This window comes from Salinibacterium sp. NYA9b, assembly GCF_976973725.1.
In genome coordinates this window covers 2,566,769-2,579,708 of sequence record NZ_OZ333476.1, presented here as the reverse complement: position 1 = coordinate 2,579,708, position 12,940 = coordinate 2,566,769, and the positions used below count along the sequence as shown (strand labels likewise).

Annotated in this window: 14 protein-coding genes; 7 read left to right on the top strand and 7 right to left on the bottom strand. The window is 64.3% G+C overall.

From position 1 onward, the window contains the following. Positions 1 to 172: 172 nt before the first annotated feature. The 4 genes from ACWFSR_RS12450 to ACWFSR_RS12435 all read right to left on the bottom strand — a co-directional run bounded on the left by ACWFSR_RS12450 (position 173) and on the right by ACWFSR_RS12435 (position 3,489). Positions 173 to 445 carry a MerR family transcriptional regulator gene (locus tag ACWFSR_RS12450; protein WP_447523449.1) on the bottom strand — a complete coding sequence of 91 codons (273 nt, stop codon included), beginning with the start codon at positions 443 to 445 and terminating at the stop codon, positions 173 to 175. A 992-nt stretch (positions 446 to 1,437) separates the two neighbouring features. After that, entirely contained in the window at positions 1,438 to 1,680 is a 243-nt protein-coding gene (locus tag ACWFSR_RS12445) for a hypothetical protein (RefSeq protein ID WP_197106538.1), read from the bottom strand. Then, on the bottom strand, positions 1,677 to 2,675 hold the full coding sequence (locus ACWFSR_RS12440) for a TerC family protein (protein WP_447522503.1): 999 nt from the start codon (positions 2,673 to 2,675) through the stop codon (positions 1,677 to 1,679). Before ACWFSR_RS12440 ends, ACWFSR_RS12445 begins: the two co-directional genes overlap by 4 nt. Before the next feature lie 211 nt (positions 2,676 to 2,886). Continuing rightward, positions 2,887 to 3,489, bottom strand: coding sequence for a TetR/AcrR family transcriptional regulator (locus ACWFSR_RS12435; protein WP_447522502.1), 603 nt, complete (start codon positions 3,487 to 3,489; stop codon positions 2,887 to 2,889). 56 nt (positions 3,490 to 3,545) lie between these two features. Between ACWFSR_RS12435 and ACWFSR_RS12430 the strand changes: the two genes are divergently transcribed. The 3 genes from ACWFSR_RS12430 to ACWFSR_RS12420 are packed head-to-tail and all read left to right on the top strand — an operon-like array spanning position 3,546 to position 7,749. Then, positions 3,546 to 4,907 (top strand): flavin monoamine oxidase family protein, encoded by a 1,362-nt coding sequence (locus ACWFSR_RS12430; protein ID WP_447522501.1) that lies wholly within the window; start codon positions 3,546 to 3,548, stop codon positions 4,905 to 4,907. 2 nt (positions 4,908 to 4,909) lie between these two features. Next, positions 4,910 to 5,998, top strand: a complete 1,089-nt coding sequence (locus ACWFSR_RS12425; protein WP_447522500.1) for an agmatine deiminase family protein — start codon at positions 4,910 to 4,912, stop codon at positions 5,996 to 5,998. Beyond that, a complete protein-coding gene (locus ACWFSR_RS12420; RefSeq protein ID WP_447522499.1) occupies positions 5,995 to 7,749 on the top strand; it encodes an amidase in 1,755 nt (584 codons plus the stop codon). The genes ACWFSR_RS12425 and ACWFSR_RS12420 overlap by 4 nt, the downstream gene beginning before the upstream one ends. A 12-nt stretch (positions 7,750 to 7,761) precedes the next feature. Here the strand turns inward: ACWFSR_RS12420 and ACWFSR_RS12415 are convergent, their stop codons facing one another. Next, entirely contained in the window at positions 7,762 to 8,271 is a 510-nt protein-coding gene (locus tag ACWFSR_RS12415) for a GNAT family N-acetyltransferase (RefSeq protein ID WP_447522498.1), read from the bottom strand. Between the two features lie 53 nt (positions 8,272 to 8,324). Here ACWFSR_RS12415 and ACWFSR_RS12410 point away from each other — a divergent pair, with 53 nt between their 5' ends. Further along, the gene (locus ACWFSR_RS12410; protein WP_197109433.1) at positions 8,325 to 8,834 is read left to right on the top strand and encodes a MogA/MoaB family molybdenum cofactor biosynthesis protein; all 510 of its coding nucleotides are present in this window, start codon (positions 8,325 to 8,327) and stop codon (positions 8,832 to 8,834) included. Between the two features lie 66 nt (positions 8,835 to 8,900). Here the strand turns inward: ACWFSR_RS12410 and moaC are convergent, their stop codons facing one another. Both moaC and ACWFSR_RS12400 read right to left on the bottom strand, forming a co-directional pair. Next, complete coding sequence (gene moaC / locus ACWFSR_RS12405) at positions 8,901 to 9,380, bottom strand: cyclic pyranopterin monophosphate synthase MoaC (RefSeq protein WP_197109434.1); 480 nt, start codon at positions 9,378 to 9,380, stop codon at positions 8,901 to 8,903. Further along, entirely contained in the window at positions 9,377 to 10,699 is a 1,323-nt protein-coding gene (locus tag ACWFSR_RS12400) for a molybdopterin molybdotransferase MoeA (RefSeq protein WP_447522497.1), read from the bottom strand. The genes moaC and ACWFSR_RS12400 overlap by 4 nt, the downstream gene beginning before the upstream one ends. Before the next feature lie 96 nt (positions 10,700 to 10,795). On the opposite strand from ACWFSR_RS12400, the gene ACWFSR_RS12395 reads away from it, so the two are divergent. From ACWFSR_RS12395 to ACWFSR_RS12385, 3 genes are all read left to right on the top strand, one after another. Beyond that, the gene (locus ACWFSR_RS12395) at positions 10,796 to 11,209 is read left to right on the top strand and encodes a TOBE domain-containing protein (RefSeq protein ID WP_197109436.1); all 414 of its coding nucleotides are present in this window, start codon (positions 10,796 to 10,798) and stop codon (positions 11,207 to 11,209) included. A gap of 68 nt (positions 11,210 to 11,277) precedes the next feature. After that, on the top strand, positions 11,278 to 12,054 hold the full coding sequence (gene modA / locus ACWFSR_RS12390; protein ID WP_447522496.1) for a molybdate ABC transporter substrate-binding protein: 777 nt from the start codon (positions 11,278 to 11,280) through the stop codon (positions 12,052 to 12,054). Next, complete coding sequence (locus ACWFSR_RS12385; protein ID WP_447522495.1) at positions 12,051 to 12,938, top strand: ABC transporter permease; 888 nt, start codon at positions 12,051 to 12,053, stop codon at positions 12,936 to 12,938. The genes modA and ACWFSR_RS12385 overlap by 4 nt, the downstream gene beginning before the upstream one ends. Positions 12,939 to 12,940: the final 2 nt, after the last annotated feature.

The window sequence follows — 12,940 nt, the reverse complement described above, 5'->3', positions numbered from 1 at the left end:
AGGGCGTGACGGTCCGCAGCTGCCGCGGTCGCTGCAGCTGATGCATACGCGCCCAAATACTCGCTCGGAGCGTCTAAGTCGATCGCGTCTAATCCGTCTAGGGCTCGCACCGAGCGGTCAATCCCGGGACTATCGTCGGTGAACTTCCAACCCTGTGAGCGGGCAAGGCGCATCACGTGCCCCGCGAGGTGTCACGGGGAAGAGACCCTACAACCCGCGGTGTGCCCATCGCGTACGATGCGACGCTGAATATCTCGGCAAACGGCGCACCCTTAGTATTCGGCGCCCGAATGATGTCCTTCGTCGCGGCGATCGAAAGGCCAGCCGTTTCCAGCAACGCACGGGTAAGTCGAACACGTTCGGCATGCAGCTCCTCGTATTCGACCTGATTGGGGGCAGATCGAACTCCTTCAGGAAATAACCCCTCGCGTTGGTAATACTTCACCGCAGAAAGAGGAGCGACGGCTTGCCAGGAAGGTTTGGATATTTGCACTATCGGATAGTATCACTATCTATTGACGGGTCAAAACTCTGTCCAACTACGACCGTCCATGAGGCACATCCGGCACCCAAGGTGGAGATGTGGCTTTCTGAATTTTGTGGCGGGGTTCCTCCTACTTCTAATGGCGGGATTAGTTCACACCGACTACGAGGTCGTCGGAAGTTGGTGCTGCAACGAGGGCGACCGCAGCGATTTCCTGACCGTCGGCAGAGTCCTCGAAACTGTCCGCTAATTACCTCTATGGAACTGGACGCCTGCTCATCGGGCCGCGGGAGCGACACAGGCAAGAGCGAGAGCGACGGCTCCATGCTCAGCCCCCGGGTGGGCGCCTCAACCATTCTCCGAGTGTCATAACTGATGCAAGCAAGCATCAAGTGAATTGCTGCGCACACGATACGAGCGGGGCGTCCGTCGCGGCATACGCCGGCTGCGGCGAACCCATCACCACTCGCACACACCAAGCATTGCTCGTGTTACACAGGAACCCTAACGATCCCACTCGCGGTCGAGCACGAGGCATGCAGAACTGCCGAAAGCGCCAAAATCGTGCTTCGTTGATCCCGCCATGTTGGTGCGCTGCACGGACAGGGTTCTATGACGATGCCGGTTTGGCGATGGGAGATGAGTTCTCGGAATGCGTGGAAAACCATTACTGCGCGGTAGAGCTGCATCACATGGCTTCGCTCGCCGCTTCCGCGCCCAAACACGTCTACGCAGCGCGTGATGAAAAGTGGCAACACTTGGTACAAAACCGCAATGTCTCAAGTGCGACGACATGATCGAAATGCCGGAAATGCGGAGAATTTGAGGACGATAACCCTGTGCACAGGGAGGGAATGAGGGTTCACATCCCACCGGTACCGCCAGCAAAAGCCCCGCATTCCTTGTGAATGCGGGGCTTTTTCGTGCGGGGGCGCTGGCGCCGTGGTGCAGCTCTAGAACTGAGGCTTGTTGCTCGGACGGTTGGGGTCGTCATCGCGGAAGGGCAGCGCGGCAACTACCAATGCCGGAATAAGGAACCCCATGGCGAACGATAGCCAGAAAAACGATCCGAAGCTGCGATCTTTGCGCTTAGCTGAGCCGGCGACCAAGAACGAGATGAAGAGGTTCAGCAGAAAAAAGCCGCCAAGAAATAGGGAGTAAACGAGGTCATAGGTTGCCGGAAGTAATGGGTTCACGTGGCCACACTATCGACCTCGGCGAGTTCGTCTTCGGTCGCCATCCGGAATCCGCCGCCCGCGGGGGTCTCGATCGCGTGGCGGGGCTGGCCGCGCGTCGCCCACAGGCTCGCGCCGATCGACGTGGCCAGGATGACGAAAATCACACCGAGCGACAGAGTCGTCGAGATGTAATACACGTCGAGCAAGAGCATCTTGATTCCGACCCAGACGAGCAAGAGAGCCAGGCCGATCTTCAGATAGATGAAACGGTGCATGAGGTCAGCGAGCAGAAAGTACATTGCTCGTAGGCCGAGGATCGCGAAGGCATTGGCGGTGAACACAAGGAACGCTTCGTCGGTGACGGCGAAGATGGCCGGGATCGAGTCAACGGCGAACACGATGTCGGTGATCTCGACAAGAACCAGCACGGCCAGCAGCGGGGTAGCAAGCAGCACGCCCGCCTTGCGCACGACGAACTTCTGACCGTAGAACGCATCCGTCATGGGGACGCGGCGACGGAAGATCTTGAGCACGACGGACTTTTCGGGGTCGTAGTGCTCGTTTCGTTTGCGCAGCATCTGGACGCCCGTGAAGACCAAGAAGGCACCGAATACGTACAGCACCCACGCGAAGCTACTGAGCAGGGCTGCACCGGCGGCGATGAAGATGCCACGAAACACGAGAGCACCGATGACCCCGAGGAACAGCACGCGGTGCTGAAACTGTGGGGGTACGGCGAAGGCGGAGAAGATGATTGCCCAGACGAAGACGTTGTCAACGGCAAGCGACTTCTCGATAACGAAGCCGGCAAAGTACTGCTGGCCGAATTCCGCACCAAACAGCCACCAGATAATGCCACCAAAGGTCACGCCGGACGCGACCCAGATCACGGACCACGCTGCGGCTTCGCGCACGCTGATGACATGAGCGGTGCGATGGGCGATCAGGTCGATGGCGAGCATCACGAGGATGACGCCGATAACGGCGAGCCAAGCCCACAGAGGGACGTTCATGAAACAACTCCAGAATGTTAGAAATTCTGGAGGTCTCGTCGAGCCCTTTCGGGCCCTAGCTGCACCGGGTCATGATGACACGACCGTAATGACGATGAGCTTCGCGGGGACTACTCCCCTCCGTGCTGATAACTCAAACACACTTCGGGATTCCGCTCAATGAATCGAACTCGGAACTCGGGTTTTTCGCAGCTTGGACCGGTTCGTACAATTAGCCCAACGGGATGTCGAGCATGTCCTCGAGGGTCTCGCGCACGAGTGACTCTCGGGTTTCGCGGGTGCGGAAGTTCACAAGTTGGTACGCCGAGGTGGCATCAACGAGGGCGAAGAGCACGAGGGCGGCGCGCTCCGGGTTGACTGGGGCGAACTGCCCGGCATCCTGACCGGCGCGGATGATCCTGATGGCGAGCGCATGCCAGGAATCCATTGACTGGCGAGCGGCTTCGGCGAGCGACTCGTTGCGGCGGCCGAGGCTCCACGCATCGGTCCAGACTTCGCCGACGTTATCGCGCGCCGGGTCTGCGATGGCCTCAATGAGCGCTCGAATCTGATCGAGGGGTTCGGCTGGCGCGAGAGCGTAGCGCTCGACTTCGGCGATCTCATTTTCTGCGATCGACGCGAAGGTCGAAGCCACTAGTGCTTCCATGTTGGGTTCGTAGTGCGTGATGAGCGGGGCGGTTACTCCGCAGTGGGCGGCGAGGTTGCGCAAGGAGATCGCGGCAAGTCCCCGGGCGAGGGCGATGGCCTGAGCCGCGTCACGAATTTCGGATGCTCGCTCGGTGGCGTTTCGTCGTCGAGTTGTGCCTGCTGCCATCCTCGCAGTGTAGCCGTTCTTGACTCTTATTGAACAGGTGGTAAATAATGGAGGGTATGAACACCTTTAACCACGACGTTGTCATCGTCGGAGCCGGCGCCACAGGCCTTACCGCAGCACGGGCTCTCGTTCGCGCGGGCAAGAGCGTGATCGTTCTTGAAGCGCGTGACCGCATTGGTGGTCGTCTCTGGACGAACGACATCGACGGGCAGATGTATGAGATCGGCGGCCAGTGGGTTTCTCCTGACCAAACCGCACTCATCGACATGCTCGCCGAACTCGGCCTCGAAACCTACTCCCGCTACCGCGAAGGCGAGAGTGTCTACGTGTCGCGCGATGGTGTTGCGCGTCGCTTCACCGGAGACATCTTCCCCGCCGGCGAAGCAACCGAAGCCGAGATCACCCGACTGATTAAGGTGCTTGACGCCCTCGTGGCTGAGCTCGACCTTCAGGCTCCGTGGGAGCATCCGCTGGCCGCAGAATTCGACCGCATCTCGTACCGCGCGTGGCTAGAAAGCCAGAGTGCGGATGCCGAAGCTGTCGACAACATTGCGCTCTACGTTGCCGAGGCGATGCTCACGAAGCCTGCCCACTCGTTCTCGCTGCTGCAGGCGTTGCTCATGGCCGCCAGTGCTGGCAGCTTCAGCAACCTCGTTGACGCCGACTTCATTCTCGATAAGCGCGTGGTCGGTGGGCTTCAGCAGGTTCCGCTGCTCATGGCCGACGCCCTGGGTGGCGACGTTGTTCGCCTTTCGCAGCCCGTTCGCCGAATCGAATGGGATGCCACGGGCGCGACCGTCACGAGCGACGAGCTAGCGGTGCGTGCCGAGCACGTGATTGTTGCCGTGCCACCGAACCTCTATGACCGCATTGACTACGTTCCTGCGTTGCCACGGATGCGCCAGCAAATGCAGCAGCACTCTTCCCTCGGTCTCGTCATCAAAGTGCACGCGACCTATGTGACTCCGTTCTGGCGCGCGGCCGGGCTTTCCGGCACAGCCTTTAGCCCGTACCAAATCGTGCACGAGGCGTACGACAACACCAACCACGGCGAAGAGCGTGGCACCCTCGTGGGCTTTGTGTCGGGGGAGAAGGCCGACGAACTGTTCGCGCTTGACCCGGTCGAACGCAAGCAGCGCATCCTCGAATCGCTCGCGACCTACTACGGCGACGAAGCACTCACTCCGGCCGTGTATTACGAAAGCGACTGGGCCTCCGAAGAGTGGACCCGCGGTGCGTATGCCGCGAGCTTCGACCTCGGCGGGCTCACGCGGTACGGCGCTCTGCAGCTTGAGCCGGTGGGGCCAATTCAATTCGGCTCCAGCGACCTCGCGGCGGAAGGGTACCAACACGTTGACGGTGCTATTCGCGTGGGACAGCGGCTCGCGGCATCCATTATCGAAGCGTCGAAAGGCTAGTCATGAGCTGGAGAATGCCATCCGAAACCGCTGAACATGAGCGCACGTGGATGGCGTTCCCGCGCGTCGGGGAAACCCTCGGTGAGACCGATGCCGATCGCGAACTCGGCTATGCCGCGTGGGCCGATGTGGCTAACGTCGTCGCCCAGTTTGAGCCTGTGTCAATGGTGGTTGACCCCACTGAAATGCTTCGTGCTCGACGGATGCTCGCCAGCAGCATTGAGCTTGTCGAAGCACCGCTCGACGAGTTTTGGATGCGCGACATCGGGCCCACGTTCGTGCTCGACGATGAGCGGCCGGGCGTGCTCGGCGCTGTCGACTGGATCTTCAACGGGTGGGGTGCGCCCGCGTGGGCGGAGTGGGCGAAGTCGGCTGAGATCGGTCGTTTCGTCGCGGAAGCTGCGGGTGCCGAACTCGTTAGCTCGCTTCTCGTTGCCGAGGGCGGCGGACTACACGTGGATGGCGAAGGCACCGTCTTGCTGACCGACACGGTGCAGCTCGACCCGCGCCGTAATCCGCTCGCTGACCGAGCACGCGTTGAGCAGGAAATGCTGCGCACGATTGGCGCGACCCATGCGGTCTGGCTGCCACGCGGCCTCACCCGCGACTATGACGACTTCGGCACCAACGGGCACGTCGATATCGTGGCGACAATCGCATCGCCGGGGCGCGTGCTGCTGCACGCCCAGCCCAGCCCCGAGCATCCGGACCATCAGGTGATGGCCGAGATCCGGGCCAGCCTCGAGAGCCAGCGGGATGCTGCCGGTCGAGCCTTCGAGATCGTCGAGTTGCCGGCGCCCGCGACCCTTCGCGACGACCATGGCTTCGTCGACTACAGCTACGTCAACCACCTCGTCGTCAACGGGGGAGTCATCGGGTGCGGGTTTGCCGACGAAGTCGCGGATGCCCGAGCCGCCGAAATCTTGGCCGACGCGTATCCCGGCAGAACCGTGCACATGGTCGACTCCCGAGAAATCTTCGCGCGCGGCGGAGGCATCCATTGCATCACCCAACAGCAGCCGAAAGTGCCCGGAGTTAGTGTGAGGGCAGACGGCGCTGCTGCCGTGCAAGAACCGGGAGCAATCGTATGAGTCCCTTCGATGTCGTTGAAGCCTCGATAGCCGAACTGCAAGCGGCGCTCGCGGCTGGCGCCCTCTCGAGCGAAGAACTCGTCACCGCCTACCTCGCGCGCATCGACCGCTATGACCGCAGCGGTCCGATGCTCAACGCCGTCGTGGTGCCGAACCCCGAGGCGCTCGCCGAAGCGCGCGAATCTGATGCGCGCCGGTCCGCCGGTCAGTTGCGGGGAGCGCTCGATGGCATCCCGTACACGGCCAAAGACAGCTACCTGCACCGAGGGCTCACCGCAGCGGCCGGCAGCCCCGCCTTCGCCGACCTGCGCGCGATGCGGGATGCTGCCACAATTGGTGCCCTGCGCGGTGCCGGAGCCATCTGCCTCGGCCTCACCAACATGCCCCCGATGGCCAACGGCGGAATGCAGCCCGGCGTGTATGGCCGTGCCGGGAGCCCCTACAACTCCGAGTACCTCACCGCCGCCTATGGCTCGGGATCGTCGAACGGCTCTGGCACCGCAACGGCCGCAAGTTTTGCGGCCTTCGGCCTGGCTGAAGAGACCTGGTCGAGCGGCCGGGCTCCCGCCTCCAACAACGCGCTGTGCGCCTACACGCCGTCGCGCGGCGTGATCTCGGTGCGCGGCAACTGGCCCCTCGTGCCCACGATGGATGTCGTCGTGCCGCACACCCGCACCATGGCCGACCTGCTCGCCGTGCTCGACGTCATCGTGTTCGACGATGAAGATGCCCGTGGTGACTTCTGGCGCTCGCAGCCGTGGGTAGAGATTCCGGCGGCTTCTAGCCTGCGGCCGGAAACGTATCTGTCGCTCGCGCCTGAAGCTGCGGCGGATGCGGATGCTGCGGCCGGGGCAGCGAACGCTGCTGCGGCGCTGCCGCTGGCGGGTAAGCGCTTCGGCGTTCCCCGGATGTACATCAACCGCGATACCGAGGCGGGCTCGGGCACGCGCGGTGTCGGCGGTCCGACAGGAACCGCGATTGACACCCGCCCGAGCATCCTGACCCTGTTTGACCAAGCGCGTCGCGACCTCGAAGCAGCCGGCGCGACCGTGGTGGAGGTCGACTTTCCGGTCGTCTCGAACTACGAAGCCGACCGGGCTGGTGCCCCCACGATCGCGACCCGCGGTCTGGTGAGCCCCGAGTTCCTGAAGCGCGAAATCGTCGATCTCTCGGCGTGGGCGTGGGAAGACTTCCTCCAGGCCAACGGCGACCCGAACTTCGACACCATCGTGGGTGTCGACGGCAGCACGATCTTCCCGACGACACCGGGCGCCCCGCATGATCGCTACGACGGCTTCGAAGACGACATCGCCGTCTATCCGACTCAGGTGCGCGACCACCCCTACGACACCTTCACCGACATCCCCGAGCTCGAAGCGGGCGTGCGCGGCCTCGAAGAAACCCGCCGCATCGACCTTGAAGAATGGATGCGGGCCAACGAGCTCGACGCCGTAGCTTTCCCCGCGGTCGCCGACGTGGGCGCCGCCGATATGGGAACGAACCCCGCCACGGCGGCAGCAGGCTGGCGAAACGGTGTCTGGGTCGCGAACGGCAACCTCGCGATTCGGCACCTGGGCATCCCGACCGTCACGGTTCCTATGGGGCTGATGGATGACATCCGGATGCCCGTGGGAATCACTTTCGCCGGTGCCGCGTATTCCGACCTCGACCTGCTGCGTATTGGTGTCGTGTACGAAGCGGTGTCGCAGCGTCGGGTCGCGCCGCCGCGAACACCCCCGCTGGTCGGCTAAGCGGGTCGTGCCCTACAGCTGCTTGATCATCTCGAGTTCGCGTCGGGATTTATCGAGAATGTAGGGAACCGTGTGCCGTGTCAGGGTGAAGCCGCGATTTTCGTAGGCGGCGCGCGCCCGAGCGTTGTCTTCGTGCACGCCGAGGGTGAGGGTGCTGCCGTACTGGAAAGCCCACTGCTCGATGGTCGTGAGCAGGGCATCCGTCACGCCAGCCTTCCGGCCACGAAAATCGGGAGTGACGTAGACGCCCACAAGGAGCGGGCCCGTTTTTGCGTCAGGGATATAGCACCCCATCGTGCCGATCCACCTGCCTTCGGTGGTGATGGCGGCGACAGCAATGGCCAACGAGTTCTGCCCGCGCACAGCGCGCCGCTGCCACTCAGCTTCGGTGGCGCGCTGCGCATCCTCAAGGTGCTCGGCAAAACCAATCGGGGTATCAGCCAGCATCTCCAAGCGCAGATCGCGAACTTCACGCCAGTCTGCTGGCTCCGTTCGTCGGATGGAAAACTGTGGCTCGCGCATGATCTGAATCTTAGTTGTGGGCCTGGCACGCAGCCTGCCGTACCGTTGCAGACATGGTTCACACTCACAGCGGCAAGGGCAGCGACGTTGAGGCAGTGCCCGCTGCGGTCATCACGGTTTCTGACCGCAGCTTCCGGGGGGAGCGGGCGGATACCTCGGGGCCGCGCGCGGTCGAGCTGCTCACGGCGCAGGGCTATGCGGCGTCGTTGACGGTGATTCCGGATGGCGCGGAATCAGTCACTACTGCGATACGCGCCGCGCTCGCCGCTGGTGCCCGCATCGTGATCACGAGCGGCGGAACGGGAGTGGCTCCCCGGGATCTCACGCCCGAAGGAACCCGGCCCGTGCTCACACGCGAGATTCCGGGCATTGCCGAAGAGCTGCGCCGCGAGGGGGCTCGCCACACAAAGATGGCGGTGCTGAGCCGCGGTCTGGTTGGGGTTGCGGGCACTGCTCTCGTGGTGAACCTGCCCGGGTCAACGAAAGCGGTCGAAGAGGGGCTTGCGGTGGTCGCGCCGTTGATCGGCCACATTCTGGAGCAACTTGATGGCGGAGACCACTAGCGAGATTGCAGGCTGAGGAGCCCGAGCCCGACGGTAAAAGCCAGACGGCTCGCCGCTCACCGCACGTTATTCGGGGCGACGCCAGTCACCCGAACGGCCACCGGACTTCGCGAGCAGTCGCACGTTCTCAATTTGCACGGTCTTGTCCATGCCCTTGACCATGTCGACGATCGCGAGAGCCGCCACCGACACCGCGGTCATGGCTTCCATCTCAACGCCGGTGCGATCGGCGGTGCGTACGGTCGCGGTGACGGCGACACCGTCATCCGTCACCTCGAGGTCGACGGTCGCGCCGTGCACGCCGATGATGTGGGCGAGCGGCAAGAGTTCGGCGGTGCGCTTTGCCGCTTGGATGCCGGCGATGCGCGCGACCGCCAGAACGTCACCCTTGGGAGCGTTGCCCGAGCGCAGCGCATCAATGATCACGGGGGAGCAGCGAACGAAACCCTCCGCCGTCGCCTCGCGAACGGTCGGGGTCTTGGCGGTGACATCCACCATCCGGGCTTGGCCAGCGGAATTGAGGTGGGTGAAAGGCTGATCGCTCATGACACCAGTGTGACAGTCAGGGTGTCACCGTTGAGCACATCGGTCGTGTCTTCGGGTACGAAAGCCAGGGCGTTGGCGCTGGCCAGACTCGCGACGAGATACGAACCGGCACCACCAGCGCTCGCGGGACGAACGGATGCCGCACCCTGCCCATCCTCTTCGACAACAGCGGGCATGTATTGCGCGCGCCCCGCGGGGCTGCGCCAGCCCGTTGTGACGGTGGCGGTGAGCGTCGGCCGCACGATCGGCGATCGGCCCGCCAGCGTGAGAAGCGCGGGGCGAACGAAGGTTTCGAACGAGACGAAGACGCTCACGGGGTTGCCGGGGAGGGCGAAGAGGAGGGGGCCGCTGTCGGGAGCGGTTGCGGTGGCGGTCGTGGCGGTGCTGTTGTCGCTGCTGCCGTCGGTGGCGGCGCTGGCGTTGACGACCGGGAACCGGCCGAACCCTTGGGGCTTGCCCGGCTGCATCCGCACCGGTCCGAACCAGATGCCGAGCGGGGCGAGCACGGCTTTCACGACGTCGTAGGCGCCGACGCTCACGCCGCCCGAGGTGATGATGGCATCCACGTCGGGGGCGTGTGTGTCGAGGATCGCACGCAGAGCATCGTCGTCGTCGGGCACAGAACCCAGCTGCACGGGGATGCCGCCGCACTCGGTAATCAGCGCTTCGAGCAATAGCGAGTTCGAGTCATGGATCTGGCCCCGGGCGAGAGGCTCGCCGGGCTGGCGCAGTTCGCTGCCGGTCGAGAGCACGCCAACGCGCGGTGCCGGAATCACCGAAAGAGTTCCGACCCCAGCAGCGGCAGCGGCGGCAAGATCGCGCGGGCCGAGAACGCGCCCGGCGGGCAGCACCGCAGCATCGGTGCGCACGTCGGTGCCCTGGGGGCGAATGAACGCGGCCTCGCTCGGGGCCCGAAAAATGAGCACCGTCGCGGTGCCCTCATCAGTGTCTTCGATGGGAACGATGCAATCGGCGTCGTCGGGAACGGGAGCGCCGGTCATGATGCGCGCGGCCTCGCCGGGTTGAAGTCGGGGGTTCTCTGCGGACCCGGCGGGGAGGTCGGCAACCACAGTGAGGGCAATCGGGGTTCCGGCGGTGGCCGTTGCGGCATCCGCTCGACGAAGCGCGTAGCCGTCCATCGCCGAGTTATCGAAGCCGGGCACATCCGCGGCGGCCCGAACGTCGGCGGCGAGCGTGCGGTGCAGGGCCTGAGCGATCGGAACAGTGATCGCGGGCAGCGTGGCAGTGGTCGTCAGAATACTCGCGAGGTGCTGCTCAATACTGATCGATGCCGGTAGCGGCGTTGCGTCGAGGGCCATAGGCTCACTCTAGCGAAAACGGTTCACACTCGACTGGGTGCGGGCGTAGCGAAAATCGCCCTTTATCTCCGCAGGTGCGGTGCTAAACTCCGATTTATGACGCACTATCGGATTAGCGAAGCCGCAGGGCTCCTCGGAGTCAGCGACGACACCGTGCGACGGTGGATCGCCTCCGACGGACTGCCTGTCTCTCTCGATGACGCCGGGCGCCAAGTCATCGACGGCGCGGACCTGGCCCAGCGGGCTCAAGAGCGTGCGCAGCAAGCCCTGCAGTCGGCAGCGGCATCCGGCTCACCGAGCAGCGCTCGTAACCGGATGGTTGGGCTCGTCACGGGCATCCTGAGCGACACCGTCATGTCGCAGGTCGAGCTGCAGTGCGGCCCGCATCGCATCGTGTCGCTCATGTCGACCGAAGCGGTGCGCGACTTGAAACTCGAAATTGGGTCGCTCGCGGTCGCCGTTGTGAAGGCAACGATGGTGGTTGTTGAGGCTCCGAAAGACAACTCCTAGTGATGCTTCCGGTGCGGAAGCAGGGGCAGCCGCGGCAGCAGGGCGGGCACAGGCGACGACGGGTTCGCGTGCTGACGACGGTCGCCGCCATCGCGATGGCAGGTCTGGTGGGGCTCGCCGGATGCTCGGCAGCAGACCCGGCACCGGCATCCACGTCTGCTGACGGTGCGCTGCAGGGTGAGCTCGCGATCTTCGCCGCAGCCTCATTGACGGCCTCGTTCACCGAATTGGCTGACGCCTTCAGCGCCGAGAACCCCGGCGTCACAATTGCTCCGATCTCCTTCGACGGCTCCTCTACTCTCGCCACGCAAATCAGCGAAGGCGCCCCGGCCGACGTCTTCGCCTCCGCGGATGACGCCACAATGCAGCAGGTCAGCGCCGAGCTGGCGACTGCTCCCGTTTCGTTCGCGAGCAACGAATTGCAGATTGCGGTGCAGCCCGGCAACCCGCTGGACATCACGGCACTGAGTGATCTGGCGGCGCCCGACGTGCAGGTTGCCCTGTGCGCTCCCGCGGTTCCGTGTGGGGCCGCTTCGCGCATCCTGCTCGACGCTGCAGACGTCGAACTGACTCCGGTGACCGAAGAACAGAACGTGACGGCCGTGTTGACCAAGGTCGAGCTGGGCGAAGTGGATGCCGGGCTCGTCTATGTCACGGACGTTCTGAATGCCGCGGGTGCGGTCGACGGCATAGCGATTGCCGACGCTGCAACCGCACGCAACACGTACCCGATCGCCGTGCTGAACGAGGCTGCGCAACCGGCCATCGCGGCGGCCTTCGTCGAATTCGTGCTGTCGCCTGCGGGGCAGAGCATTCTTGCGAGCTACGGATTCGTGAAGCCATGAGTGGCTCCTCGCGCAGCGCGCTGACCACCGGCACCGCAGCCAGCCGAAGCGCAGCCAGCCGAAGCGCAGCCTCCCGCACCACGGCAGCAGCCGGCTCTGGCATCCCGCGCCTGCTCTACCTGCCCGCCGCCCTTGGATTCGCGCTGCTGATCTTGCCCCTCGTCGGGCTGTTTCTCCGGGCCGATTGGCCCAGCGTGCCGGCCGCGATCGTCTCGGAGGAGGCACAGTCGGCACTCTGGCTGTCGCTGCAGACCGCCCTCGCCGCGACGGTGCTGTGCCTCATCGTTGGCATTCCGCTCGCGCTCGTGATCGCTCGCTCGGGCAATCGGCTGGCCGGTCTGCTGCGTGCGCTCACGACGCTCCCGCTCGTGATGCCGCCCTTGGTCGGAGGCATCGCCCTGCTCTACCTTCTCGGACGCAACGGGCTCGTCGGCAGTGTGCTCGAACTGTGGTTCGGCATCCGCATTCCGTTCACGACGGGCGCTGTCGTAATCGCCCAATCGTTCGTGGCTCTGCCCTTCCTGGTGATCTCGGTCGAGGGTGCACTGCGCACCGCGGGCACTCGGTACGAGGCGGTCGCCGCGACGCTTGGCGCCGGCCGCTGGACGGTCTTTCGTCGAGTCACCCTGCCGCTCATCATGCCCGGCGTCATCGCCGGAACCGTGCTCTGCTTCGCCCGCGCGCTCGGCGAATTCGGCGCCACCGCCCTCTTCGCCGGCAACGCCGCCGGCACCACCCGCACCATGCCCCTCGCGATCTACACCGCGTTTAACGGCGCCGGCGTGAGCCAAGATTCGGCCATCGCTCTGTCGCTGCTGCTCGTGGTCGTCGGCATCGTCATCCTGCTTCTGCTGCGCAGCTGGCGCCCGACTTCGGAGCGCTGACC

Coding starts and splice junctions, on each gene's coding strand:
- ACWFSR_RS12415 (WP_447522498.1), bottom strand. CDS start 8,271: ATGCGCGAGCCACAGTTTTCCATCCGACGAACGGAGCCAGCAGACTGG.
- ACWFSR_RS12400 (WP_447522497.1), bottom strand. CDS start 10,699: ATGGCCCTCGACGCAACGCCGCTACCGGCATCGATCAGTATTGAGCAG.
- ACWFSR_RS12410 (WP_197109433.1), top strand. CDS start 8,325: ATGGTTCACACTCACAGCGGCAAGGGCAGCGACGTTGAGGCAGTGCCC.
- ACWFSR_RS12395 (WP_197109436.1), top strand. CDS start 10,796: ATGACGCACTATCGGATTAGCGAAGCCGCAGGGCTCCTCGGAGTCAGC.
- ACWFSR_RS12435 (WP_447522502.1), bottom strand. CDS start 3,489: ATGGCAGCAGGCACAACTCGACGACGAAACGCCACCGAGCGAGCATCC.
- ACWFSR_RS12440 (WP_447522503.1), bottom strand. CDS start 2,675: ATGAACGTCCCTCTGTGGGCTTGGCTCGCCGTTATCGGCGTCATCCTC.
- ACWFSR_RS12385 (WP_447522495.1), top strand. CDS start 12,051: ATGAGTGGCTCCTCGCGCAGCGCGCTGACCACCGGCACCGCAGCCAGC.
- ACWFSR_RS12420 (WP_447522499.1), top strand. CDS start 5,995: ATGAGTCCCTTCGATGTCGTTGAAGCCTCGATAGCCGAACTGCAAGCG.
- moaC (WP_197109434.1), bottom strand. CDS start 9,380: ATGAGCGATCAGCCTTTCACCCACCTCAATTCCGCTGGCCAAGCCCGG.
- ACWFSR_RS12430 (WP_447522501.1), top strand. CDS start 3,546: ATGAACACCTTTAACCACGACGTTGTCATCGTCGGAGCCGGCGCCACA.
- ACWFSR_RS12425 (WP_447522500.1), top strand. CDS start 4,910: ATGAGCTGGAGAATGCCATCCGAAACCGCTGAACATGAGCGCACGTGG.